Origin of the sequence: Loigolactobacillus bifermentans DSM 20003 (assembly GCF_001434575.1) — a bacterium.
GTDB classification, from domain to species: domain Bacteria; phylum Bacillota; class Bacilli; order Lactobacillales; family Lactobacillaceae; genus Loigolactobacillus; species Loigolactobacillus bifermentans.
The window spans coordinates 14,842-36,990 of record NZ_AZDA01000001.1 but is presented as its reverse complement, the minus strand read 5'-3'; the positions used below and the strand labels follow the sequence as shown (position 1 = coordinate 36,990).

Sequence of the window (22,149 nt, the reverse complement as noted above, 5' to 3'; positions counted from 1 at the left end):
CCTCCTGCTATCCAATAGCAGGAGGCCTTCACTTTCATTAATGTGATGAAACGTAGGCAAGTGCCAATGAAAGGACAAAGAAAAGGATGCCTAGAACCACTGTCACCTTTTGCATAAAGGCTTCAAAACCACGGGCCTTTTGTTTACCAAATAAGTCGGCCGCACCGCCTGAAAGTGCGCTTAAGGCATCTTGCTGTTTACTTGGTTGCATTAAAACTGCAATGATAATCAGCACGGATACAATTAACAATAAGGTTAGAATCGTATTGTACACTTAGGTACCAACTTTCCAAAATATAGCAAAATGGCAACGCATCTCTGACAGTGCATTAATTTATCAGATTAAGCTATAACTTCGATTTTTTAATGACTTTCGCTTTTATGACTGATCCACAGGTCAGCCATTACAGCTCTCTATTATACCATTGATTTCGTTTAATCAAAACACCCAATCCTATGAATTCAGTTCCTTTTCAGTGAACAACTTAAATTATTTTTGATATTCTGATGATCAGGACGCTAACGGCACTTAAACGGGCGTACCAAAAAAGCAGCCCACGCTGATCAGGCGTACGCTGCTTTCTGTGGAAGGTGATTAACCTTGGTAGTGTAATAATTCGATGAATGAATCTGGTTGCAAGCTAGCGCCACCGATTAAGCCACCATCAATATCAGGTTGTGCCATTAATTCTTTAACGTTAGCTGGTTTCATTGAACCACCATATTGGATCCGAACGTTTTCAGCAGTTGTTTGGTCATATAAATCAGCGACTGTTTCGCGGATCAAATGACAAACTTCTTGTGCTTGTTCAGGTGTGGCTGTTTCACCAGTACCGATTGCCCAGATTGGTTCGTAAGCAATGACCAATGAAGCAACTTGGTCTGCTGTTAAATCTTTCAAAGCAGCTTTAATTTGGCCAGAAACCCATTCGCCAAACTTGTTTGCTTTACGTGTTTCTAAAGTTTCGCCACAGCAGATGATTGGTGTTAAACCATTGGCAATCAAAGCTTTTGCTTTTTTGTTAATATCTTCATCTGTTTCGTGGAAGTAACCGCGACGTTCACTATGGCCGATAATACCGTAGTTCACACCCATTTCAGCTAAAACTTTTGGTGATGTTTCGCCAGTGAAAGCACCAGCATCTTCGAAATAGTTATTTTCAGAAGCAATATGCAAGTCAGTGCCAGCAGCACCGTCTAACAAGGTTTGTAAATCAACAGCAGGTGCGCCGATGACAGCTTCTACTTTGCTAGGATCAGGTAATTTACCTTTAAGGCCTGCAACAAATTCAGCAGTTTCCTTAGGGTTTTTGTTCATTTTCCAGTTACCAGCGATAATTGGTGTACGCATATTCAAATCGTCCTTTCTTATGTAACAAGTCGGTGCTCACGCACCGTTACTTGTAAAAAACTTATTTTTCAGAAATGGCAGCAATACCAGGTAAAGTCTTACCTTCAAGGTATTCTAATGAAGCACCGCCACCAGTTGAAATATGAGTCAATTGGTCGCCAACACCTAATTGCTTAACAGCGGCTGTTGAATCACCACCACCAACAATGGTTGTTGCGTCAGACAATGTGCCTAAGAATTTCCCAACTTCAAGGGTACCCTTAGCATAGTTGCTCATTTCAAAGACACCCATTGGGCCGTTCCAAACAACGGTCTTAGCATCAGCTAACACAGCTTTGAAATCTTCGATTGATTTAGGACCGATATCTAAAGCCATGTAGCCATCAGGAATGTCGCCTTCAGCAACTTGGCTGTCAGCATCATTCTTGAATTCTTTAGCAACCACGTTATCAACTGGCAAGACTAACTTGTCGCCAGCTTTTTCAATGATTGACTTAGCTAATTCAATTTTATCTTTTTCAACTAAAGAGTTCCCAATTTTAAGGCCTTTAGCAGCGTAGAATGTATAAGTCATCCCACCACCAACAATTACTTTGTCAGCTTTAGCTAATAAATGATCGATGACACCGATCTTATCAGAAACTTTGGCACCACCTAAGATGGCAACAAATGGGTGCTTAGGGTTGTCAACGGCATTGCCTAAGAACTTGATTTCTTTTTCCATTAAGAAACCAGCAGCAACTTTTTGGCCTTTTGCCTTCATTGCTGTGGCGATCCCAACGTTAGAAGCATGTTCACGGTGTGCTGTCCCAAAAGCATCATTGATGAAGATGTCGCCTAAACCAGCCCAGTATTCACCTAATTTAGGATCGTTCTTGCTTTCACGCTTGCCAAAGTCATTGTCAATATCCTGGAAACGAGTGTTTTCCATTACCAATACGTCGCCATCGCTTAAAGTCGCAATTGCGTCTTCAAGTTGTTTGCCTTCGTTAGTTGGTACAAAAGTAACCGGCTTGTTTAACAATTCGCTTAAACGTGTTGCAACAGGTTCAAGGCTTAATTCTTTCTTATCGTCATCGGACTTGATCCGGCCTAAATGAGATAACAGAATGGCTTTACCGCCGTTTTCAATCACGTATTTGATGGTTGGTAATGCAGCTACGATCCGGTTATCGTCACCGATCACGCCGCCTTTAATTGGGACGTTAAAGTCCACACGAATTAATACTTTTTTTGATTTAACATCTAAATCAGAAACAATTAATTTTGCCATGTTTGGATAGCCTCCTGATAATTAATTCATTCATTTATTCATAACATCTACCGCCACTCGGGCCCTGAGCGCGGCTATCAAAAAAGGCAGAGGGAGTGAACCTCCCTCCGCCTTTAGTAGAAAATCTATTTGCGGTTTGTAAAATTGGCTAGAAGGCCGAGATTACATTTGGCTAGCAAATTTTTCTAATGTACGAATCATTTGTGCAGTAAAGCCAGATTCGTTATCGTACCAAGCAACAACTTTGACAACTTGGCCTTCGCCGCCGCCAACGATTTGTGTTTGTGTAGGATCGAATACTGAACCAAATTCAGTGCCAATGATGTCTGAAGAAACGATTTGGTCATCGTTGTAACCAAATGAAGCGTTGCCTTCAGTAACTGCCTTAACAGCAGCGTTAACTTCGTCAGCTGTAACAGTCTTGTCGAGTGTTGCAACTAATTCAGTTAATGAACCAGTGATAACTGGTACACGTTGTGCATGGCCATCTAATTTACCCTTCAATGCAGGAACAACTAAGCCCAAGGCCTTAGCAGCACCAGTTGAATGAGGGATAATGTTAGCAGCAGCTGCACGAGCAGCACGAACGTTACCGCCACGATCTGGACCATCTTGTAATTTTTGAGTAGCAGTGTAAGCATGGATAGTTGTCATCGTACCAGCTTTGATGCCGAATGCATCGTTAACAGCCTTAGCTAAAGGAGCCAAGCAGTTAGTTGTGCATGAAGCAGCTGAGATGATTTGGTCGTCAGGTGTGATTGTATCATCGTTAACACCGTAAACGACAGTCTTAAGTGCACCAGCAGGAGCTGAGATAAGAACTTTCTTAGCACCAGCATCGATATGTGCTTGTGATTTTTCTTTTGAAGTGTAGAAACCAGTACTTTCAAGTACTAATTCAACATCGTCGTTTTTAACCCAAGGAATATTGTGAGCATCTGATTCAGCGTAAACTGGGATGTTCTTACCATCAATTACCAAGCTGTTTTCTGTAGCTGATACTTCATGGTTGAAGTTACCATGAGCTGTATCATACTTCAATAAATGAGCTAACATGTCTGGTGATGTTAAATCATTGATAGCAGCAACTTCCAAGTCAGTGTTGCTCAAGCTATAAATACGACGTAAAGCTAAACGACCAATACGTCCGAAACCATTAATACCTACTTTTGTAGTCATAATAAAGATTTCCTCCTTCAGGAAATAAAAATTTATTTTAAAGGGTTACCCCTTTTAAAATCAAGTTTGCAGCACCTTCGTCAGTAATTAACCAAGTCTGGTGCGGTGCAAGCTGCGCGTAAGCCTTAATCGCATCGGCTTTTTTTGCGCCACCAGCAATAGCGACGATACAAGGCGTTTTTTTGAGCTTCTCAAGTTGTAGACCAATTTGAGGAATTTTATAAACGATCCGGCCTTGCTTATCAAAAAAGTAACCAAATGCTTCACCAACTGCATGCTTGCGTTTTAACATTTGAATTGTATCTGCTGGCATGTCCCGGCGTTCCGCCATCTGCAATGCCACACCGATACTATGAACTACCCCGACACTTTTGTCAACTAATGTTAACACTTCTTTTACCACTGGTTCTTCAAGCAATGGTTGATAAACACGCGCGCTAACATGCTCTGGAATATAGAGCACCCGATGTGTACCATTCGTGTTAAGTGCCATTTGCGCACAAACCGAATTGGCTTGAATATCAACCGCTTCGCCTAAACCACCACGTGCAGGAACAAAGGTTAACTGACGCTTTTCTGACAAAGCCGGCGTCAACTGATTCGCAACGGCTGCCATCGTCGTCCCACCCATTGCTGCAATCACAGCCTCACCTTGCGGTAAGTTTTGTTGCAGAATTTCGTTTAACAGACGACCCATGGTCTCCAGCACTTTGGGCTGTTGGTCCAAATCAGCTGCAACAATTGAACAATGATCTAAATGAAGCAGATCTGCCAATTGTTTTTCTTTGATTTTGATGCCGGATAACTCGGCCATGGTCCCCGCTAAATGTTGTAGCACGTCACTACCCTTAGCTGTGAGCATCATGCCTGATTTCGTCATGGTGATCAAATCGTTTTCCCGCAGAAAAGTCGTTTCGGTGCGTAAGCTACGCTCAGTCAAACTGAGACGTTGTGCTAACACCCGACGACCAATCGGTGCGAGCCAATGAATCTGTTGCAAAATTTGAAATCGCAATTTAGCTGAATCAATTAGATCAGGTGCTAAAGCTGCCAACCAGGTTAATTCTTGCTGCATTGTGTTTCCTCTTCCTTCACGGGTCAAGAAATGTCCCGCTCTGTCATTTTGCGACCCATCAAGGTCAAAAATTAAAGTGTCCATCTCTGTCCACTTCCCTTGACCACGATTTGTATTATAGCAAGTTCTATTTTTTTATGCAAGGCTTATGCTTGAACTATTTTCAAACGATTTTCATTCATAGCGCTTTCTTTTTGATGACGATTGGATCCCTAAAGCCTCACGATATTTGGCAGCCGTTCGCCGTGAGATCGTGATGCCTTGTGCCGCCAATTGTGTCACAATTTTCTGATCAGACAACGGATGCTGTTTATCTTCCGCAGCAATCAGCTGTGCCAGTTGCTGCTTCACATTTTCGGCAGAAAAAGCATCCCCATTTTCTTGATTCACGGCGTTGGTAAAGAACTGGCGCAATTCATAAACACCAAATGGGGTCTGTAAATACTTGCCATTGACACTACGACTGATCGTTGACTCATGCAATTTCAACTCTTGTGCGACATCGCGTAACAGCAACGGCTTCAGCGGATGCGTCGCCTGGGTAAAAAAGTCATGTTGGTGCTTTAAAATCGACTGACCAACACGTAAAATCGTGCTGCCACGTTGCTGCAGACTATTTTTAAGCCAAGCGTACTCTTGCTTTTTTTCCTGCAAATATTTTGCCACGGCTTGATCATCACTTTGGGCCATTCGCTCAAAATACTTTTGTTGAAAGCGTAATTTAGGACGCCCGGCCTTAGTCGGCATGAGCTTAAGCCTTGAACCAGCCATTTCTAAAATCAAATCGGGAATAATGTAGTCGTTTTGACTTTGGGTAAAACTAGCGCCTGGATGGGGTGTTAGACCTTGTACGTAGTCGAAGATCGCCTGCACCTGTGCCAACGACATGTGATAACGCTGACTGATTTTATCCCAATGACGTTGTGCAAAGTCCAAAAAGCTATCTTCAAGCACTAAATAGGCTTGTGCTGGCGCGCGATCGTCGTTTTCAATTTGTAACAGCAAGCATTCTTGCAGGTCACGGGCGCCAACCCCTGGTGGATCCAATTGTTGTAATAAGGTTAAGGCATCCAAAACTTGTACCTGACTGGCACCTGTTTTTGCCATTGCTTCTTCTAAAGTTAATTTTAAATAGCCGTTTAAATCTAAATACTCTAACAAAAACAAAACAAGGTCCCGCAACGGTGTTGCCCGCATGGTCAGATGCACCTGATCTAATAAATATTCAAACAACGACTGTGACCGTTCTGGAATGGCGTCCATGTATTGCATGGGATCTGTCACCTGGCGACTGCTTGTATTTCGGATCACAGGAACATGTTCTAAGGTCGTTTGAACTTCGATCAGTGGATTCTCAAGACTTTTTTGTTGCAGAAACTTCTGCAATCCATCCACATTAAATTGCAACATTTGAATCGACTGTTGTAATTGTTGTGTCATCACAAGCTTTTGTAATTGCTTTTGCTGCTGACTCATGGCCTGTTTAGGTCCCAAAATCAAACACCTCACTGTTCATAACGTTGGGTTAGCGATTTGCTAAGTGGTACGACTTCATTTTAACCGATTCTTTGGTTTAGACCAAAATTGATGCTTCTAGTTTAACATGATTCGATCAACAGCAGCGTTGATTCAACAAAAACCACAAATTTCTAAATTAGCCCTTGCCTTTTGTCCGAATATTGTTTAATATAGTTTATGTTGTTTAGCGCTTGTAGTGTAATGGATATCACGTGAGATTCCGGTTCTTGAGATGGGGGTTCGATTCCCTCCAAGCGCATCAGATGAACGTTTAAGCCTTCTATCAGTTGATAGAAGGTTTTTTGTTGTCCAATTTTCAAAAATTGATTAAACTAAGACTAAGTCATTTTGAAAAGAGGTTGTCTTATGACAGCAAAAGTTTGGTTTATCACCGGCACGTCCACCGGTTTTGGACGTGAATTAGTTGAAGCATTGATTGCCCGGCATGAAAAAGTGGTGGCCACTGCCCGCAATCTCACTAAAATTGCAGACTGGCAAAACCAGCCTAACGTCCTGTTAGCCACGGTGGATGTCACCAAGCCTGAACAGATCAAAACCGCCCTGACGGCTGCCGTGGCGAAATTTGGTCGGATCGATGTCTTGGTGAATAACGCTGGCTGGGGTTATTTTGGCGCTGTTGAGGAATCAGATGACACACAGGTCCGCCGAATGATGGAAACTAATTTCTGGGGCGTCTCAAATGTCACCCGTGCGGTACTTCCGATCATGCGCCAACAAAAGCACGGCTATATCATGAATATCACCTCAATTGCCGGTCTCTTAGGCAACCCTGCCTTCGGTTACTATAACGCAACCAAACACGCAGTGGAAGGCTTAATGAAGGCCTTACGTCAAGAAGTGGCACCTTTAGGGCTCCACATTACCAATATTGAGCCTGGGCCATTTCGCACCGACTGGGCAGGCCGGTCACATGTTGGTGCCACCGCATTGATTGCTGATTATGCGCAAACAGCACATGTCCGGCGCCAACAAACTGAAACCCATTCTGGCCAACAGGCTGGCTCCCCAGCACTTCTGGCGCAGGCCATGATCAAACTCAGTCAAGTCACGAAACCTCCTTTCCATTTTATTGCAGGCCAAAACGCTTTTGACCGCATGCAAGTGGAACTGACCCAAGAACAACAGGATTTCGACCAGTGGCAAGCCGACTCAACCCATTTAAATTATGGCGACGAAGCTTACTGGCAAAAATAGTCCTGTTAAAAAGAGGCATCCGACAAAAAACGTCTGATGCCTCTTTTCGATGTTCCTTTAAACGATGGTCCGCTGTACTTTAGCACTTAGCCACACGAGTAATCCTAGCAGAACGGCTAATAGCAATGTGGTACCGCCAACAAAATCATAATGTTGTAAGCCATAATAGCCTACAACTCCTAGCAACCACCACATAAAATTGCCCCAAACTGGCAATGGTCGTTTCAAAACAAAATAACTCACAAACACAATGGTATAAAGTGGTGTAAAGATCGAGCCAATAAAGTATAGGAAGTTTTCATAAGTTTGCATGGAAGCCACTAAAGCAATGACCAAGCCCACTGCCGTTACGATCAAGGCAATCACCCGCGCATTACTTTTCGGCCAAACATTTTGCAAACTCACTGCGGCTGAGTGCGCGTCCATAAAGGTGGTCGTAACCGTTGAAAAGATAATGATCAGCAAGGCGATTAGCCCTAGCCCTGAATGGGTCAAAAAAGTAGCAAAATCTAACCCTGTCCGCGCTGCTAATAATAAGCCAATGCTAAACATCAATAAGCTCCCGAGGCCATACCCACCGGCACTTGCTAATGAGATCGTAAAAGGGCGTTTGGTTTGTTGGGTGTAATCCCCAATTAATGGCAACCAGGATAAGCCCATGGTTACGTTTAATTCAACTGCAGCGCCAAAACTCATTTGTCCTGAAATTGCCCCTGCCGTCACACCAGTATGCAACACCAAGCCCAATACGATCAGTGAGCCAAGCAACAAGATCACCACGATCACATTATTTAACTTAAATAGGATTTTAACATCTAGCCATAGCCACAGGCCGATCAATAGCGCAATGATCACCGCCATCACCACAAAATTACGGTGTCCAAACAACTGACCACTGACCCCATTCATCGCTTGAGCGGCATTCACGATCATCACGGCTGTCCAGCCCAACAATTGCAGGCCGTTTAAGCACGAAAAAAGTAGGACGCCCCAACGCCCGAAAACAAACTCGGTCGACTCAATGGCACTTTGATGACGCTTTGCACCTAAATAAGCGGCTGGCAATAAAAAGCCTAAGCAACCGATCAAATGGCCGAGTACAATGGCTAAAAAGCCTTTCCCTAAGCCTAATGGTGCCATTAACGTCCCAGTGACGATTTCTGCAATGGAAATAGCCGCCCCAAGCCACAATAGAAATTGCGTCCGCGTTTGGGTATTAGCCATGAGTGGCCTCACCTCCAAATGCTTGACGCATGGCCTGTACGCTATCGGTGATATGCTTGCTTTGCGTGATCATTGAGATCACGGATACTCCTGCAGCACCAGTTGCTGCAATATCGTTTAAATGAGCAGCTGTAATCCCACCAATGGCTACAATCGGGCACCGACTGAGGCCAACGAGTTTTTCAAGACCCGCTAAACCGATCACTGGATCTGCATCCGCTTTTGACCCAGTTGGATAAATGGGGCCACTGCCTAAATACGCAATCTGATCCAACTGATTGGCATGTTCAACCTCTGCCACGGTGCTACAGGAATATCCTACAAACAAGCGTTGTTGCACTTGGGCCAACGTCGCCTCAATGCCCTCATCCTTTTGGCCCACGTGTAGCCCATCTGCGTGAACCGCTAGCGCCAATTCAATATCATCATCAATGATCAAAGGCACCTGGTAAGCCTGCGTTAGCTGCCGGCAAGTTTGTGCCAAAGCCAGTTTGTCAGCCCCTGTTAAAGCAGTTGGCCCTTTTTCACGAAATTGAAAGGCCGTAATACCTGCTGCCAAAGCCGTTTTTAAAATTGTCAAAAAGTCTTGTTCTGGTTGTAGATCTTGCGTCCCCATGATGAAATAGGCCTGCAGTTGTTCTGGTTTAAAGTCCATTTTGACCCTCCACTTTACGATATGCCCAATGATTCAAAGGGCCATGTCCATGCCCCACTTGAATGCCATCGCGAATGGTTGCATCCACATAGGCTTTGCCTAACCGAATGGCCGCTTCAAGTGATTGACCTTTGGCTAATTCTGCCGTAATACAAGCCGACAGTGTATCGCCGGTGCCATGAGTGTTATGCGTTGGCACCCGCTTAGCACTTAGCCAAAAATCAGTACCGTCTGCTAAAAGGACGTAGTCACGACTGGTATCACCTTCTTGATGGCCACCTTTAATAATGATATTTTGAGCGCCGCGTTGTTGTAATTTAACGGCGGCTTGCTTAACTGCTGCTGGCGTTTCAATTGTCATATCCGTTAACCGCTCAGCTTCTGGTAAATTCGGTGTCACGATTGTTGCTAACGGCAAGAGTTCATCGCGCACCACATCGATGGCGTCATTACTTAACAGCGGTGCCCCGCCTTTGGCAATCATGACTGGATCAACAGTCAGTGGGCCAAAATCATATTTTTTCAAGTTACGAACCACTGCCCGCACGCGAATAGGATCAGCAAGCATCCCGGTTTTACAAGCCTTGATCTGTAAATCCGCCGCCAAAGAGGCAAATTGTTCATCAATAATCTTTTCAGGCAGTGGGAAAGCATCTTGGACACCTAAGGTATTTTGGGCGGTAATCGCCACTAACACCGTCGTAGCAAAAACGTGGCGTTCTTGAATGGTTTTCAAATCAGCTTGCATGCCTGCACCGCCACCGCTATCAGAACCGGCAATGGATAATGCTTGTGGGAAGATATCAGTCATTATGGTTGCACCTCGAATTTCGCAGTTTCAGTTAAATTTTGTAACGTCATTAAATGTAATTCATCAAATAGCTTGGCCGCAAATGTTCCTGGTTGTTCGGCCGACAAAGTCGCTGCAACCCGTTCACCCGCACTGGCAAAAGTGGCACAAGCTGTTTGAGCCGCTTCAAAATAATCTGGTAGTACTCCGGCAAATGCCCCCACCACACTGGATAGCATATCGCCAGAGCCGACATGTAACTGGAATAATGGTGTCCCATTAAAAACTTTGCAAACTTGTTTGCCATCGGTAATCACATCCGTTGGCCCACTTAAAATGACAATTGCATGTTGTTTAGTGGCACAAGCTTTGGCAACGGCAACGAGATCCTGATTGCCCTCACCGGCATCAATGCCTTTTGCTTGCCAATCGACGTCAGCCAATGCCGCAATTTCCCCAGCATTACCGCGAATAATGTCTACCTGAAAGTCGGCTAATAATTGGGTGGCAACTTGTTTGCGATATTTGACAGCCCCCACCGCCACTGGATCGATGACCAACGGTTTATGGTACTGGTTCGCCAGTTGGCCGACCCGCCGAATTTGTGCCACTTGCCGCTCTGTAAACGCCCCTAAATTAAGCACAACTGCACTGGCCATTTGAACCATTTCCTCAGCTTCTGTAATCTCTTCAGACATAATTGGGGAGGCGCCTAATGCGTTAATGCCATTGGCCACATCCTGAACCGTGACAAAGTTAGAAATATTAAAGACGATTGGATTTTGTTGCCGCAATGTTTCAAGTGCTGCTAGTTTCATTATTAACCAGCTCCTTTATTTTTTCAGTCCTCAACCTTACCTGCAAAATAAACAGGGCGAAACCAATTGTGTTAATTGGTTTCGCCCTGTTTATTGCGACCATTAACACTTTCCTGCGCAAGTCTGAACTTACAGGTTCAAAGGGATTGCACTGCTTGATGCATCTCAGCTCTTTCGAACACCCCTAGTGTTGATTTCTGATATGATTACTTTTAGTATAACCGTTTTCATCAAAAATACCACCTTATATCCAAAACCACATTCCCTGACTTTTGACAAAAAGATCAAAAAATTAAGGTAAAACATTTGACCTTTGCTGACCAATGCTCTAAACTAGCATTACACTTAGTTGAGTGCTAAAATAAATTTAAATTTGAAACACACTAGGAGGTTACAACATGTTAGTTCCTACAGTTATTGAACAATCATCTCGTGGTGAACGTGCTTATGATATTTATTCACGTTTGTTAAAAGATCGTATCATCATGTTATCCGGGGAAGTTAATGACCAAATGGCAAACTCTGTCATTGCCCAATTACTTTTCTTAGACGCTCAAGATTCTAATAAAGATATTTCGATTTATATCAACTCACCTGGCGGCTCTGTGACAGCCGGTCTTGCCATTTACGATACGATGAACTTCATTAAAGCTGACGTTCAAACGATTGCAATGGGGATGGCTGCTTCAATGGCCAGTGTTTTATTAACAGCTGGGACAAAGGGCAAACGTTTCGCATTGCCAAATGCCACTGTTTTAATTCACCAACCTTTAGGTGGCGCTCAAGGACAACAAACTGAAATTGAAATCGCCGCAACTGAGATCTTAAAGACTCGGAAACGTTTGAACAAGATTTTGGCTGAAAGTTCTGGCCAAACCTTAGAACAGATCCAAAAAGACACTGATCGTGACCATTATTTAACCGCTCAAGAAGCCAAAGATTATGGTTTGATCGATGAGATTATGGTTAACCAAAAATAATTTCAAATTAAAGAAGCTGATGCAGCCCGCTTACTTAGCGCGGCATGCATCAGCTTCTTTTTTTGAGTTTAGTTGGCCACATGAAATGGAATTTTATTCCGATTATCCGTTTTAACGCCACCATTTTTAGCCGCTAATTCAACGGCATCCACAATCTTTTGGTACCCGGTACAACGACACATATTACCAGAAAGGCCGCGGCGAATTTCGTCCCGGGTTGGGTTAGGATTATCTGCCAGCAACTGCTCGCTGGACAAAACCATCCCTGGCGTGCAGTAACCGCATTGCACGGCCCCAGCATCTACAAAGGCCTGTTGCACATTGTCCAAATGGCCATCTTCAGCGGCCACCCCTTCAATGGTTGTGATGTTTTTACCATTGGCCCAAACAGCCATATAGAGACAAGACTCCATGGTCTGCCCGTCAATGATCACCGTACAGGCGCCACATTCACCAACACTACAACCTTCTTTAACACCTGTCATTTCAAATTCATCGCGCAAGACTTCGATCAAGCTTTGGCGGACATCCACATCACAAGAAACTGCTTCGCCATTTAATGTAAACGCAATTGTTTGCTTCATTTATTCGTCACCTTTCAATGCTGTCATAATATTGCGCCCTGGTAAAACGGTCACGAGATGATCGCGAAACGCTTTACTATTGCGGCCAGAATGTGTTTTTGTATCTTTTAAGCATGCGGTGCCAATGGCCTTCAGCACATCAGCGCTAATCGTTTTACCTTGCGCATAGGCTTCCGCATGCGGTGCACGCACTGGCGTTGGTGCAGAGGCCCCAAAGGCGATTCGCAAATCTTGAATTTCCTGTTGGTCATTCACTTTGATCAATGCCGCACAGCTTTGATTGGCAATGTCCAAAGCATTACGCCGGGCAAACTTGGTGTAATAGCCCACATAACCTTGATAATCAGCTTGCGCAACGTTGATCCGCACCACCACATCCCCCGGTTTAAGCACCGTTTGGCTTGGGCCTGTAAATAAATCGCGAATTGGTAAGTGTCGCGTTCCAGTTGGTGATTGAATCTCTAAAACAGCATTATAGGCCAGCAATGATGGTGAACTATCCGCACCAGGACCGGCATTACAAATGTTACCGCCAATGGTGCCCATATGCCGCGTTTGTGGCCCACCGACCAATGAAACCGCTTGGGCTAATAACCCCATATGCTGGCGAATAATCGGATCGTGTTCAATTTCATCAAAGGAACACAGTGCCCCAATGCTAATCGTGCCATCGACTTCTAAGCGAATCCCTTGTAATTCAGGAATCTCTCGGATTCCAATCAAGGCAACCTCAGCGTAAGTCGCTGCTTCTGCGCGATTTTTCACGAGAACATCCGTGCCACCGGCAACAATCCGTGCGTGAGGATCTGTGCGAATCACAGCAAAAACATCCGCTAAAGAATGTGCCTCATGATAACCTGTAATATCGTACATTTTATAAGTCCCCCTTCGCTGCTTTTTGTGCGGCTTGATATTGGTTATAAACCAATTCCGGTGTCAACGGAATCTTGTCGATTCCAACACCAATCGCATTTTTAACAGCGTTGCGAATCGCTGGTGCTGGTGATACGTCTGGATTTTCCCCTAATGCTTTATTGCCATAAGGGCCTAATGGGTCTTGTGATTCGACAAACACACCTTCTAAGTCTGGTAAGTCCATAGCGGTTGGCAATTTATAATCTAGCATGTTGTTATTCAATGGCTTCCCTGCTTTGTTATAGAGCAGTTCTTCATTTAAACCGTAAGCCGCACTCATGGCCATGCCACCATCGACCTGACCACTGGCCAACAGCGGATTAATAATTTTTCCGGAATCATGGACGTTCATTAAACTCAATAATTTTACCTGTCCAGTTTCAATATCGACTTCAACTTCTGCCAAACTACAACCAGAGCCATAAGAATTGTGGTGCACATTAATCGATGAATAAGTTTCCATTGAACCAGCTGTATCCCAATCATAATAGGACTGCATGGCCATGTCTTTCACAGTTGTCACCAGATCGCCATCAGCACGATAAACAATGTTCCCGTCGACAATATCCATGTGTTCCAGCTGAACCTTAAATTCAGTTTCCGCACGTTTTAAGATTTTTTGTTTCATTTCTTCGGCAGCTTTTTTAACGGCTACCCCACCAATATAAGTTTGTCGAGAGGCGTAAGCTCCGGTATCATATGGATCCAAGTCCGTATCCGTCATCACATCACGAATCACACTTTTAAACGGTACCCCTAAGGTTTCAGCTGCCATTTGTGCTAATGCTGTATCTGCACCTTGTCCAATTTCAGTGGCCCCTACTTGTAATTTAAACGTACCATCCGGTAAGGCGAACAACCGGGCACTGGATGTTTCTAGTCCGAACGGCCAAACCGCTGTTCCAAAAGAAAAAGCGGCAATGCCCACACCACGGCGCTTAACACCCGTTTTGTAAGCCTGACTAGCAGCTAATTTTTCATCCCAATGAAAAGCTGCGCGACCTTTTACCAAACATTGTTCAATTAAAAAGTCCCGCTGCTTTGTTTGGCCTAACTGATTGTAAAAACCATCTGGCTGGTGGTTTATTTGCCGAAACTTAATCGGATCCATACCAATTTTGTCAGCTGCATCATCAATAATCGATTCCAATGCAAAAATCACTTGTGGCATCCCATACCCTCGCATGGCGCCGGCTGTTGCAATGTTGGTATACACCGTTTTTGCGGAAAAACGTAAACTGTCAGCGCGATACAGTGCATTAATAAAGGTGCCCCCTTTACCACCAACAGCGTGGCCGTGTGACGCGTAACCGCCTTGATTGGAGAGCACATCACAATCAATCGCTGTCAGATGACCATCCTGATTCACACCAATTTTCATATCATATGAAATCGCATGTCTGGTTCGCGTATAAGCGATGGTTTCCTCACGCGTCAAGGCAATCTGAACCGGACGCCCCCCTAAAGCGCGGCTTAAGGCAACCACTAACGGTTCAATAATGATTTCCTGTTTATTTCCAAAACCACCGCCAATAAATGGCTTTTTCACCCGAACTTGGGACCAATCGATTCCGTTGGCCTGTGCCACAATGCGGCGACAAATATGTGGGATTTGAGTGGAACTAATGCAAGTCCAGCGTTGATCAGAACTTTGATAAGCCACTGCAATTTGGTTTTCCAAATGCAAATGTTGTTGGACTGGCGTCGTTAAATGCCTGGCAATCACATAATCAGCGTCTTTTAAGCTTTGCTTCACATCGCCAAAGCCCACTTCTGAACTGGCAAACGCATTTTCACGTTCTGGATGGATCCGCATGGCATCAGGTGCCATCGCTGCTTCCGGGGTTAAATAAACCGGATACTCATCGTATTCAACTTTAATTTTCAACATGGCCTTTTTAGCCTGTAATTCAGTACGTGCAACCACCAGTGCAATATCATCACCATAAACGTGCACGTGACGTGTCAGCATGGTCCGATCTTCAATATCTCGCTTTGCTGGATCCAGGTTCCAAGGATGACCTGCGGTGGAATAAAGATGATGTGGGAGATCCTCTGGTAAAAAGATTTTGATGACACCTGGCATCTGAGCCGCTTCCGCAATGTCATACGACTTGACGTAACCATGCGCAATGGTCGACCGTAAAATCTTGGCATGCAGTAAATGCTTAAACGAAAAGTCACCGGTATAATTAGCCTGACCTTTCACCTTCGCAATTGCATCCCAGCGCTCTTCTGAGTGACCAACAATCTTTTTCTTATCCATTCATATTCCTCCGATAGACAGCAACTTTGTTTTTTTAAAAATCGGATTGACTCACAATTTCTTATCCGCACAAAGCTTAGCATAAAATGCAAACCATAACAATCAGAAATCGGCCTAATTTTAAGATTTTAATTATTAAATGTCCGATTTTTACCTATTTTTCGCTTTAAATCATTTAAAATACAACCATTAAGTTTGCTAAAAATACGAACGTTCGTATTTTACAAAATGAATAAAAATTGGAAATATTCAATTATTTTCAGACTAACACCAAAAAAGTCGTTGTTAAATGAGAATTGAACTCATTTAACAACGACTTTTTACGCCCAAGATTTACCTGCGTGAAGCTCATCCGCTAACTGATTTAATTTACGCAACCGATGATTGATCCCAGATTTTGAGATCGCCCCACTTGGTATTTTTTCGCCAAGTTCTTTTAAGGTAATATCGGGATAACGTAACCGTAATTGTGCAATTTCCTGTAACTTTGTTGGTAAACTTTCTAGGCCAACCGTGGTTTGGATATACTTAATATTTTCGATTTGGCGTGTGGCTGCATCAATCGTTTTGTTTAAATTAGCTGTTTCACAATTCACTAACCGATTAACAGAATTTCGCATGTCGCGCACAATGCGAATATCTTCAAATTTCAGCATCGCACTGGTGGCGCCAATTAACTGTAAAAAGTCGGCAATCTTAGCCGCTTCCTTCAGATAAACAATGTAACCGCCACGCCGTTCCGTCGCTCGAGCATTCATCCCAAAATGATTGATCATTTTGACGATCTGTTGATTATGGGCTTCGTAAAGTGAGTAAATTTCTAAATGGTACCGGCTGGTTTCTGGGTTATTAACAGAGCCACCTGCTAAAAAGGCACCGCGCAAATAAGAACGCATTTTCTGCTCAGATGCCAGCACTTCATCAGAAGGCAGGGTGGTTAAACTTAACGGCCCATTTAAAATATGCAGGTCATTTAAAACGCGATCGGTGCCTTGGCGCAGCCGAACCACATATAAGTTATTTTTTTTCAGCTTCATTTTACGCCGCACGATCAGTTCACTTTCAACCGCATAGTTTTGCTTTAAAAGCGTGTAGATCCGCCGCGCAATCGCTGGGTTTTCGGTTTGAACGTTTAAGATAAATTGATGTTGTGCAATACTCAAAGAACCGTTCATCCGAATCAGCGCCTCTAACTCAGCACGTGCATGTTCGCGATGAACTTCCAAAGTGGTCAGCTCTTTTTTCACATTGCTTGCATAGGAACTCATCTCATCACCTCAATTTCGTCGATGTGCTTGTAGTGCCAGGTTTAACACTTCATGCGCAACTTGATCGCCATTATGAAAAACCCCATGATCACGTAACTTTAAAAAGTTATTGGAAATCACCCGACAACCAAGTCCGCGTAACCCATTGAAATCATGCTGCACTTGTAACAAATATTCATCATACTTTTTACGATCCATATAATCATCTGGTACTGGTGCAGTATTCACCAACACGGTATTCACAAATGGGGCGTGCAAATGGCGATGTAAAACACGCACGTGATCTGCATCTGTAAAATGTTCTGTTTCACCTTTTTGCGTCATAATATTGCACACATAGATCACTTCGGCCTTGGTATTCAAAACAGCTTGGCCAACATTCTCGATCATTAAATTAGGTAAAATACTGGTAAATAAGCTTCCTGGCCCTAGTACGACGGCATCAGCACTCATAATCGCGTTGATTACTTCATGAACCGCATGCGGTTTAAACCCAGGTTGTGCGCCAGTTACCCAAACATCATTGATTTTCTTGTCGGCAGCCGTAATCCCTGCTTCCCCGGCCAATTCTGTTCCGTCCGAAAAATGGGCATTGAGCACCAATGGCTCGTTGCTGGCAGGGTAAACATGACCATCGATTTCCATCATATCGGATAGTTCTTGCACCGCATCGAAAATGCCTGATTTCATTTCAGATAACGCCGCAATGATCAGATTACCAATGGCATGCCCTGCTAAAAATGAATCTTTACTATTAAACCGATACTGAAAAATATCTAAATAAAGTTGTGGTAAATTAGACAAAGCCACCAGCACATTTCGAATATCACCAGGCGGCACAACGTTCATATAATTGCGAATCACACCGGAAGAGCCCCCATCATCTGCAACTGTGACAACGGCGGTGATGTCCGCATTCTCTTGATGTAAACTTTTTAAGATCACTGGCAGTCCGGTTCCACCACCGATCACGACGATTTTCGGTCGTCGGTAACTACGTACCTGCTTGATCATGAGCGATTGATCGTCTCCTTTCGTTTCGCCATATCTCGGTGAATGGTTTCAACTAAATACTGCGGCTTTAAATCGGCTGCCAGCCGTTCAGCAATTGCCACTGACCGGTGTTGCCCGCCTGTACAACCAATTGCGATCGTCAGGCTGGTTTTACCTTCTTTTTGATAACCTGGCATAATGTGTAACAGCATCCCGCTAAACCGCTCGTAAAAGTTTTCTGTGGCCGGCTGTTGCATGACATAATCATAAACGGCTTGATTCTTTCCGGTTAAAGCGCGAAATTCCGGCACATAATAAGGGTTCGGTAAAAAGCGGACATCCATGACAATATCGGCATCAATTGGCACCCCGTATTTAAAACCAAACGACATCACTTCAATATGAAAAGTCGCCACATCATCCAAGCGGAAATTCTCAAAAATCTTTTCGCGTAACTGTCGTGGTGTTAACTCTGACGTATCCACCACTAACTGCGACCGTTGTTTAATTTCGGCTAATAAGGCCCGTTCACGGGTAATCCCATCCATCAACCGACCTTCCATAGCCAACGGATGCGTCCGCCGCGTTTCTTTATAGCGTGACACTAATTCTTCATCTGAAGCATCTAAAAATAGAATCTTAGTGGTTACAAAATTCGTATTATCCAGATTTGCCAGCATTTCATCAATTTCATCATAAAAAGCCCGTGACCGTAAATCAATCACCAAGGCAATTTTAGTCACCTTACCAGATTCTTTTACCAATTCCCAAAATTTAGGCAACAAACTCGGTGGCATATTATCCACACAAAAATAGCCTAGATCTTCAAAGCTTTGCATGGCCACTGTTTTACCAGCGCCACTCATCCCAGTAATCACCACTAAGTTTAATGTATCGGCCATGATAGACTCCCTCAATTCTCTCTGCTTAATTTTAAAGTATGACGGCTTTAACGTTCGAATTGTGCTTCAAACAGTTTAACATACCGGGCGTATCATTTCTAGCAACCATCCCTTTATTTTAAACTTTCATAATGCTTCACATGTTGCGCACTGAAAAAAATCGACTCACCCTGAAGGCCAGTCGATTTTATGTAAAATATTCATGTATGACAAATCTCGCACAGGCCCTTAGGCTTGCTTATGATTGTTTTGATTGATCATGTGCATTTGGTCACTTAATGGACAACCGACATCTGAACAATCATGACAATTACTCCCTGTCTTTTTGAAAAAGCGTAAATATGTCACATAGGCAACGGCTGCAAATAAAACAACTGCTAAAATGATGGTTGACATCGAGACACCCCCTTTCCTAGCTGAGGCTAAAGCCTAAATCTGTTTTTTCACGTTTCACGAAAATCCCATAAACCATTAACGCTAACGCAATTGCGGCCACCGTCAAACTGATTGGTGAGAACTGCATGGTTGCGATACGCGATGCTTGATAGATCACAACGGCCACCATGTAGGCAACGGCTGTTTGATACCCAACCGCACGTAGCGTCCAACCGGTATCTCCAAATTCCTTATACATGGTCCCAATTGAAGCAAAGCAAGGGGCGCACAATAAGTTAAAGACTAAGAAAGCGTACCCTGCCATTGGGGTATAAACAGACTGGAGCGCTGAAACAAAGGCTGCATGACTGGTACCTGCGCCAAACGTAATGTGCAACGTCCCAACGCAATTTTCTTTGGCAATTAAACCCGCAATGACAGCAACCGTTGCGTGCCAATCCCCAAAGCCTAATGGTGCAAAAATCGGGGCTAACAAACCGCCTAAGAAACGGAGAATACTGTGGTTTTGGTCCACCATTTGCAGCCGGAAGTTAAAGCTGGATAAGAACCAAATTACCACGCAAGATAAGAAGATAATCGTGCCTGCTTTAATGATAAATGATTTAGCACGTAACCAAACACTTTGCACCAAATTACTGATCCGTGGTAAGTGATACGCTGGTAATTCCATGACAAAAGGTGCTGGTGCACCACTAAAGACCTTGGTTTTCTTCAAGAAAATCCCTGAACCGATCACAGCGATAATGCCTAAGAAATAAGCAGAAGGCGCCACCCACGAATTACCTGGGAAAAAGGTTCCACTGATCAAGGCAATCACCGTTAACTTAGCGGAACAAGGCATGAACGTGGTGAGCATAATCGTCATGCGGCGATCCTTTTCATTTTCAATGGTCCGCGTGGCCATAATACCAGGTACCCCACAACCAGTGGAGATCAACATGGGAATGAAAGATTTTCCGGATAAATTAAACCGATGGAAAATCCGATCCATGACAAACGCGATCCGCGCCATATAACCGCAATCCTCTAAAATCCCTAAACATAAGAAGAGCATCATGATCTGCGGCAAGAAACCTAACACGGAGCCGATCCCGTTGATGATCCCGTCGACCACCAAGCTTTGTAGCCAAGTTTGCACGTGCCAATTTTGTAACACTTGTGTAGCAAAATTAGGCACGATCTTACCAAATAGCACATCATTCATCCAGTCACTACCAATGGTCCCAATGGTTTGAATCGACAAGTAGTAAACCACCCACATTACAAACACGAAAATTGGCAATGCTAAGAACCGGTTGGTGACGATACGATCGACCCGATCACTCCAAGACATGGAAAAATCTTCCGTATCGATAACGGCCATTTCCATCACCCGGGCAATAAAATCATAACGTGCATTCACCACAATACTATCACTGACATCATCAAACACCTTTTCCGTCGTGGTGATCGTCGTGTCGATGGCTTGGGTTTGTTCAGCTGAAAGTTTTAATTCATTGGTCACATCTTCATCACGTTCAAACAATTTAATGGCATACCAGCGTAATTGCTGCTTTGGCACTAAAGCTTGAATCGTGTCCCCAATCAAGTTGATCGCTGATTCTAACCGATCATCATACTTCGGATAAGCATAAGTTTGAACATTAGGATCCTGCATTTTGTCCACCAGCTGATCCACATGCTGGTTTTTAAGGGCACTAATGCTGACCACCGGTAAGCCTAGAACATAGGACAACTTCTTTAAATTGATCTTCCGATTGCCCTCTTTTTTTAAACGGTCCATCATATTTAAACCGATAATAATCGGGACCCCTGTTTCCATCAGTTGAAGCGTCAAATATAAATTCCGTTCCAAGTTGGTGGCATCGACCACATCCAATACCCGATCTGTCTGCCCATTTAAAATATAATTGCGGGTAATAATTTCTTCAGAACTATAAGGCGACATCGAATAAATACCAGGTAGATCTTGAATCTCAACTTGATTATTATGCTTTAACTTACCACTTTTACGTTCAATCGTGACGCCAGGCCAATTCCCAATATGTTGATTTGACCCAGTTAAAATATTAAATAGCGTTGTTTTCCCACTATTGGGATTCCCCGCTAGGGACCAAGCCGTTGTTGACATCTCCATGCCTAATCAGCCTCCTCTAACAGAATACACGTTGCATCTTGCTTCCGCAGACTTAATTTATAGCCGCGCACGATCAACTCAATGGGATCGCCTAAAGGCGCCACTTGATTGACTTTGATCATGGTATTGCTGGTCAGACCCATGTCCATTAAACGCCGCCGTAACGCACGATCGCCTAACATTTTGCGAATAATCCCTGATTTTCCCACCGTTAAAGTCGCTAAGGAAATCAGCTTCACATCTGCACTGTCATTTTCACCGCGTACCACGATCCGCTGGGCAATATCACTACTAATGGCTAAACGCTGGCCTTGAAAATAGATCATCATGCCTGATGTATCTGATGCCAGTGAAATCACCGTAATGCTGCGGCCAGGAATCATGCCGATTTCTGCTAAATGCTTGACTAAGCGAGATTCGCCTAGGACCTGTACGATCACATATTTACCTTGACGTCTCAATTCAGCTAAAGCTTTCAAACTGTCAGCCTCCGATCCTAAATTTTCATCACCTGTGTCCCCAGACGGTGATTGAATGAGAAAGGCACCCTCATCATCAAAATCATTAGATTACGATTAAATTAATTTTAATCTATCTAGCAAATCTTGCA

21 protein-coding genes, 1 tRNA gene and 1 riboswitch are annotated in these 22,149 nt (G+C 43.8%); of the genes, 3 read left to right on the top strand and 19 right to left on the bottom strand.

What is annotated here, in order from left to right; all coding sequences use genetic code 11:
• Window positions 1-37: 37 nt before the first annotated feature.
• The 6 genes from secG to rpoN form a co-directional block, all read right to left on the bottom strand.
• Window positions 38-274 (bottom strand): preprotein translocase subunit SecG, encoded by a 237-nt coding sequence (secG, locus tag FC07_RS00150; protein WP_057903106.1) that lies wholly within the window; start codon window positions 272-274, stop codon window positions 38-40.
• Between the two features lie 321 nt (window positions 275-595).
• Window positions 596-1,351 (bottom strand): triose-phosphate isomerase, encoded by a 756-nt coding sequence (tpiA, locus tag FC07_RS00145; protein WP_057903105.1) that lies wholly within the window; start codon window positions 1,349-1,351, stop codon window positions 596-598.
• 61 nt (window positions 1,352-1,412) lie between these two features.
• Window positions 1,413-2,624, bottom strand: coding sequence for a phosphoglycerate kinase (locus FC07_RS00140; protein WP_057903104.1), 1,212 nt, complete (start codon window positions 2,622-2,624; stop codon window positions 1,413-1,415).
• A gap of 162 nt (window positions 2,625-2,786) precedes the next feature.
• Window positions 2,787-3,803: a type I glyceraldehyde-3-phosphate dehydrogenase gene (gene gap / locus FC07_RS00135; RefSeq protein ID WP_057903103.1), complete on the bottom strand. Its 1,017-nt coding sequence runs from the start codon at window positions 3,801-3,803 to the stop codon at window positions 2,787-2,789.
• 37 nt (window positions 3,804-3,840) lie between these two features.
• Window positions 3,841-4,878 carry a sugar-binding transcriptional regulator gene (locus FC07_RS00130; protein WP_057903102.1) on the bottom strand — a complete coding sequence of 346 codons (1,038 nt, stop codon included), beginning with the start codon at window positions 4,876-4,878 and terminating at the stop codon, window positions 3,841-3,843.
• Between the two features lie 174 nt (window positions 4,879-5,052).
• Entirely contained in the window at window positions 5,053-6,354 is a 1,302-nt protein-coding gene (rpoN, locus tag FC07_RS00125; RefSeq protein ID WP_057903157.1) for an RNA polymerase factor sigma-54, read from the bottom strand.
• A gap of 229 nt (window positions 6,355-6,583) precedes the next feature.
• Here rpoN and FC07_RS00120 point away from each other — a divergent pair.
• Window positions 6,584-6,655 (top strand) — tRNA-Arg (locus FC07_RS00120).
• Window positions 6,656-6,762: 107 nt separating this feature from the next.
• Window positions 6,763-7,611: an oxidoreductase gene (locus tag FC07_RS00115; protein ID WP_057903101.1), complete on the top strand. Its 849-nt coding sequence runs from the start codon at window positions 6,763-6,765 to the stop codon at window positions 7,609-7,611.
• Between the two features lie 57 nt (window positions 7,612-7,668).
• On the opposite strand, the gene cytX is transcribed toward FC07_RS00115, so the two are convergent.
• Genes cytX through thiM form a run of 4 tightly spaced genes read right to left on the bottom strand, consistent with a single transcriptional unit; the run spans window position 7,669 to window position 11,098 of the window.
• A complete protein-coding gene (gene cytX, locus FC07_RS00110) occupies window positions 7,669-8,835 on the bottom strand; it encodes a putative hydroxymethylpyrimidine transporter CytX (RefSeq protein ID WP_057903100.1) in 1,167 nt (388 codons plus the stop codon).
• Window positions 8,828-9,490 carry a thiamine phosphate synthase gene (gene thiE, locus FC07_RS00105; RefSeq protein WP_057903099.1) on the bottom strand — a complete coding sequence of 221 codons (663 nt, stop codon included), beginning with the start codon at window positions 9,488-9,490 and terminating at the stop codon, window positions 8,828-8,830. The genes cytX and thiE overlap by 8 nt, the downstream gene beginning before the upstream one ends.
• On the bottom strand, window positions 9,480-10,301 hold the full coding sequence (gene thiD / locus FC07_RS00100; RefSeq protein ID WP_057903098.1) for a bifunctional hydroxymethylpyrimidine kinase/phosphomethylpyrimidine kinase: 822 nt from the start codon (window positions 10,299-10,301) through the stop codon (window positions 9,480-9,482). Before thiD ends, thiE begins: the two co-directional genes overlap by 11 nt.
• Window positions 10,301-11,098, bottom strand: a complete 798-nt coding sequence (gene thiM / locus FC07_RS00095; RefSeq protein WP_057903097.1) for a hydroxyethylthiazole kinase — start codon at window positions 11,096-11,098, stop codon at window positions 10,301-10,303. Before thiM ends, thiD begins: the two co-directional genes overlap by 1 nt.
• A gap of 93 nt (window positions 11,099-11,191) precedes the next feature.
• A riboswitch (TPP riboswitch) is annotated at window positions 11,192-11,294 on the bottom strand.
• A 202-nt stretch (window positions 11,295-11,496) separates the two neighbouring features.
• On the opposite strand from thiM, the gene clpP reads away from it, so the two are divergent.
• Window positions 11,497-12,078 (top strand): ATP-dependent Clp endopeptidase proteolytic subunit ClpP, encoded by a 582-nt coding sequence (gene clpP, locus FC07_RS00090; RefSeq protein ID WP_057903096.1) that lies wholly within the window; start codon window positions 11,497-11,499, stop codon window positions 12,076-12,078.
• A 68-nt stretch (window positions 12,079-12,146) separates the two neighbouring features.
• Here the strand turns inward: clpP and xdhC are convergent, their stop codons facing one another.
• The 9 genes from xdhC to FC07_RS00050 all read right to left on the bottom strand — a co-directional run bounded on the left by xdhC (window position 12,147) and on the right by FC07_RS00050 (window position 22,018).
• Window positions 12,147-12,662 carry a xanthine dehydrogenase subunit XdhC gene (gene xdhC / locus FC07_RS00085; RefSeq protein ID WP_057903095.1) on the bottom strand — a complete coding sequence of 172 codons (516 nt, stop codon included), beginning with the start codon at window positions 12,660-12,662 and terminating at the stop codon, window positions 12,147-12,149.
• Window positions 12,663-13,535, bottom strand: coding sequence for a xanthine dehydrogenase subunit XdhB (gene xdhB / locus FC07_RS00080; protein WP_057903094.1), 873 nt, complete (start codon window positions 13,533-13,535; stop codon window positions 12,663-12,665).
• Between the two features lies 1 nt (window position 13,536).
• Entirely contained in the window at window positions 13,537-15,843 is a 2,307-nt protein-coding gene (gene xdhA / locus FC07_RS00075; RefSeq protein ID WP_057903093.1) for a xanthine dehydrogenase subunit XdhA, read from the bottom strand.
• 320 nt (window positions 15,844-16,163) lie between these two features.
• On the bottom strand, window positions 16,164-17,111 hold the full coding sequence (gene whiA, locus FC07_RS00070; RefSeq protein WP_057903092.1) for a DNA-binding protein WhiA: 948 nt from the start codon (window positions 17,109-17,111) through the stop codon (window positions 16,164-16,166).
• Between the two features lie 9 nt (window positions 17,112-17,120).
• Entirely contained in the window at window positions 17,121-18,125 is a 1,005-nt protein-coding gene (locus FC07_RS00065; protein WP_057903091.1) for a gluconeogenesis factor YvcK family protein, read from the bottom strand.
• A complete protein-coding gene (rapZ, locus tag FC07_RS00060; protein WP_057903090.1) occupies window positions 18,122-19,006 on the bottom strand; it encodes an RNase adapter RapZ in 885 nt (294 codons plus the stop codon). Before rapZ ends, FC07_RS00065 begins: the two co-directional genes overlap by 4 nt.
• A gap of 228 nt (window positions 19,007-19,234) precedes the next feature.
• The gene (locus FC07_RS15745; RefSeq protein ID WP_155797763.1) at window positions 19,235-19,402 is read right to left on the bottom strand and encodes a FeoB-associated Cys-rich membrane protein; all 168 of its coding nucleotides are present in this window, start codon (window positions 19,400-19,402) and stop codon (window positions 19,235-19,237) included.
• Between the two features lie 16 nt (window positions 19,403-19,418).
• Window positions 19,419-21,539 (bottom strand): ferrous iron transport protein B, encoded by a 2,121-nt coding sequence (gene feoB / locus FC07_RS00055; protein ID WP_057903089.1) that lies wholly within the window; start codon window positions 21,537-21,539, stop codon window positions 19,419-19,421.
• 2 nt (window positions 21,540-21,541) lie between these two features.
• On the bottom strand, window positions 21,542-22,018 hold the full coding sequence (locus FC07_RS00050) for a FeoA family protein (RefSeq protein WP_057903088.1): 477 nt from the start codon (window positions 22,016-22,018) through the stop codon (window positions 21,542-21,544).
• Window positions 22,019-22,149: the final 131 nt, after the last annotated feature.

Coding starts and splice junctions, on each gene's coding strand:
- tpiA (WP_057903105.1), bottom strand. CDS start 1,351: ATGCGTACACCAATTATCGCTGGTAACTGGAAAATGAACAAAAACCCT.
- FC07_RS00140 (WP_057903104.1), bottom strand. CDS start 2,624: ATGGCAAAATTAATTGTTTCTGATTTAGATGTTAAATCAAAAAAAGTA.
- gap (WP_057903103.1), bottom strand. CDS start 3,803: ATGACTACAAAAGTAGGTATTAATGGTTTCGGACGTATTGGTCGTTTA.
- FC07_RS00130 (WP_057903102.1), bottom strand. CDS start 4,878: ATGCAGCAAGAATTAACCTGGTTGGCAGCTTTAGCACCTGATCTAATT.
- rpoN (WP_057903157.1), bottom strand. CDS start 6,354: ATGAGTCAGCAGCAAAAGCAATTACAAAAGCTTGTGATGACACAACAA.
- FC07_RS00115 (WP_057903101.1), top strand. CDS start 6,763: ATGACAGCAAAAGTTTGGTTTATCACCGGCACGTCCACCGGTTTTGGA.
- cytX (WP_057903100.1), bottom strand. CDS start 8,835: ATGGCTAATACCCAAACGCGGACGCAATTTCTATTGTGGCTTGGGGCG.
- thiE (WP_057903099.1), bottom strand. CDS start 9,490: ATGGACTTTAAACCAGAACAACTGCAGGCCTATTTCATCATGGGGACG.
- thiD (WP_057903098.1), bottom strand. CDS start 10,301: ATGACTGATATCTTCCCACAAGCATTATCCATTGCCGGTTCTGATAGC.
- thiM (WP_057903097.1), bottom strand. CDS start 11,098: ATGAAACTAGCAGCACTTGAAACATTGCGGCAACAAAATCCAATCGTC.
- clpP (WP_057903096.1), top strand. CDS start 11,497: ATGTTAGTTCCTACAGTTATTGAACAATCATCTCGTGGTGAACGTGCT.
- xdhC (WP_057903095.1), bottom strand. CDS start 12,662: ATGAAGCAAACAATTGCGTTTACATTAAATGGCGAAGCAGTTTCTTGT.
- xdhB (WP_057903094.1), bottom strand. CDS start 13,535: ATGTACGATATTACAGGTTATCATGAGGCACATTCTTTAGCGGATGTT.
- xdhA (WP_057903093.1), bottom strand. CDS start 15,843: ATGGATAAGAAAAAGATTGTTGGTCACTCAGAAGAGCGCTGGGATGCA.
- whiA (WP_057903092.1), bottom strand. CDS start 17,111: ATGAGTTCCTATGCAAGCAATGTGAAAAAAGAGCTGACCACTTTGGAA.
- FC07_RS00065 (WP_057903091.1), bottom strand. CDS start 18,125: ATGATCAAGCAGGTACGTAGTTACCGACGACCGAAAATCGTCGTGATC.
- rapZ (WP_057903090.1), bottom strand. CDS start 19,006: ATGGCCGATACATTAAACTTAGTGGTGATTACTGGGATGAGTGGCGCT.
- FC07_RS15745 (WP_155797763.1), bottom strand. CDS start 19,402: ATGTCAACCATCATTTTAGCAGTTGTTTTATTTGCAGCCGTTGCCTAT.
- feoB (WP_057903089.1), bottom strand. CDS start 21,539: ATGGAGATGTCAACAACGGCTTGGTCCCTAGCGGGGAATCCCAATAGT.